This is a genomic window from Variovorax sp. 20P10.2.4 (assembly GCF_058244205.1).
In genome coordinates this window covers 1-1,974 of record NZ_JBZAYE010000964.1, presented here as the reverse complement: position 1 = coordinate 1,974, position 1,974 = coordinate 1, and the positions used below count along the sequence as shown (strand labels likewise).

At 70.6% G+C, this 1,974-nt stretch carries 2 protein-coding genes; both read left to right on the top strand.

All coding sequences use genetic code 11. The features are described 5' to 3' along the window. The coding region (locus AC27VN_RS39990; RefSeq protein WP_490880286.1) for a class I adenylate-forming enzyme family protein at positions 1-1,153 on the top strand (1,153 nt) is incomplete at its 5' end. Then, a complete protein-coding gene (locus AC27VN_RS39985) occupies positions 1,150-1,917 on the top strand; it encodes an enoyl-CoA hydratase/isomerase family protein (RefSeq protein WP_490880285.1) in 768 nt (255 codons plus the stop codon). The genes AC27VN_RS39990 and AC27VN_RS39985, both read left to right, overlap by 4 nt. Positions 1,918-1,974 lie beyond the last annotated feature (57 nt).

Sequence of the window (1,974 nt, the reverse complement as noted above, 5' to 3'; positions counted from 1 at the left end):
CCCGCGCGAGCGCGAACGCAGCCGCTGGGGCCGCGCGCCGCACACCAACCCCGACAAGGTCGTCTACCTCGCCTTCACCAGCGGCACCACCGGCCTGCCCAAGGCCGTCATGCACAGCGACAACACGCTGCTCGCGAACGGCCGCGCCATGGTGGCCGACTGGGGCCACGACGAGTCGACGGTGCTGCTGAGCCTGAGCCCGCTGTCGCATCACATCGGCACCGTGGCGATCGAGCAATGCCTGGTCAGCGGCTGCGAGCTGGTGCTGCACGACCCCGCCGCGGGGCTGTCGCGGCTCGACTGGATCGTGGAGTCGGGCGCCACCTACGTGATGGGCGTGCCCACGCATGCGATCGACCTGCTCGACGACATGGACCGGCGCGGCATGAAGCACCTGGGTCGCGTGCGCATCTTCTACATGGCGGGCGCGCCCATTCCCGAGGAGGCCGCGCGGCGCTTCCTCAAGCTCGGCATCCAGCCGCAGAACGTCTACGGCATGACCGAGAGCGGCTCGCACCAGTACACGCGCCCGGCCGATGGCGTGAAGGTGGTCACCGAGACCTGCGGGCCGGCCTGCCTCGGCTACGAGGTGCGGCTGTGGTCGCAGCAGGACCCCGACCTCGAGGCGCAGCCCGGCGAGGTCGGCGAGATCGCCGGGCGCGGCGGCGTGCTGATGCTCGGCTACTTCGGCGACCAGGACGCGACCGAGCGCTCGTTCAACGCGCATGGCTGGTTCATGAGCGGCGACCTCGGCCAGCTCGACGCGGCGGGCAACCTGCGCATCGTGGGCCGCAAGAAGGACCTGATCATCCGCGGCGGCCACAACATCCATCCGGCGCGCATCGAGGACCTGGCCTACCGCCATGCGGCGGTGAACAAGGCCGCGGCCTTCGGCGTTGCCGACGAGCGCCTGGGCGAGAAGGTCTGCCTCGCACTGGTCTGCGCGGGCGAACCGCCGAGCGCGCAGGAGATGCTCGCGCACCTCGATGCGCAGGGCCTGTCGAAGTTCGACATGCCCGAGTACTACCTCGTGCTGCCCGCGTTTCCGCTCACCGCGAGCGGCAAGATCCTCAAGCGCGAGCTGGCCGCCTTGGCCAGGGCCGGCAGCGTCGTGCCGCAGCCGGTGCGCTTCGTGGCCGGAGGCACGCGATGATCGCGCTCGATCGCGAAGCCGAATTCGCGGTGCTGCGCATCGATCGGCCGGCCGTGCTCAATGCGCTGTCCTTCGAGCTGATCCGCGACCTGGGCGATGCGATCGCGCGCGCCGAGACTTCGGGCGCACGCGCGCTGATCGTGACCGGCGCGGGCGACAAGGCCTTCTGCGCCGGCGCCGACGTGCAGGAACTGCGCGGGCGTGACCTCGCGGCGCAACGCGAGGGCGCCGAACTCGGCCAGGCCGTGTTTGCGCGGCTCGACCGGCTGGCCATTCCCTCGATCGCGCTGGTCAACGGCTATGCCTTCGGCGGCGGCATGGAGCTCGCGCTCGCCTGCACTTTCCGGCTCGCGCAGCCGCATGCGAAGTTCGCGCTGCCCGAGATCAAGCTGGGATTGATTCCAGGCTATGGCGGTACGCAACGGCTGCCGCGGCTCGTGGGCGTGGGGCGTGCGCTGGAGCTCGTGATGAGTGGGCGCAGCGTGGGCGCGGACGAAGCCTTGTCCATCGGCCTGGTGCAGCGCATCGTCGCGCGCGAGGAGAGCATCGACGCCGCCTTCGCCTTCGCGCGCAGCTTCAGCGGCTTCGGCCTGCGCGCGCTGCAGTTCGCGCGCGATGCGGTGCTGCGTGGGGCCCACACGTCGCTGGCCGAGGGCCTGCGCATCGAGGCCGACCTGTCGACGCTCGCTTATCGCACCGCGGACGCCGAGGAGGGCATGCGTGCCTTCGTCGAGAAGCGTTCGCCCGTTTTTCAGGATCGATGATGAACGACACCAAGCAATGCATCGTGGTCACGGGCGCGAGCCGCGGCATCGGCGCCG

Excerpts from the sequence above, each read along its gene's own strand:
- AC27VN_RS39985 (WP_490880285.1), top strand. The coding sequence starts at position 1,150 with ATGATCGCGCTCGATCGCGAAGCCGAATTCGCGGTGCTGCGCATCGAT.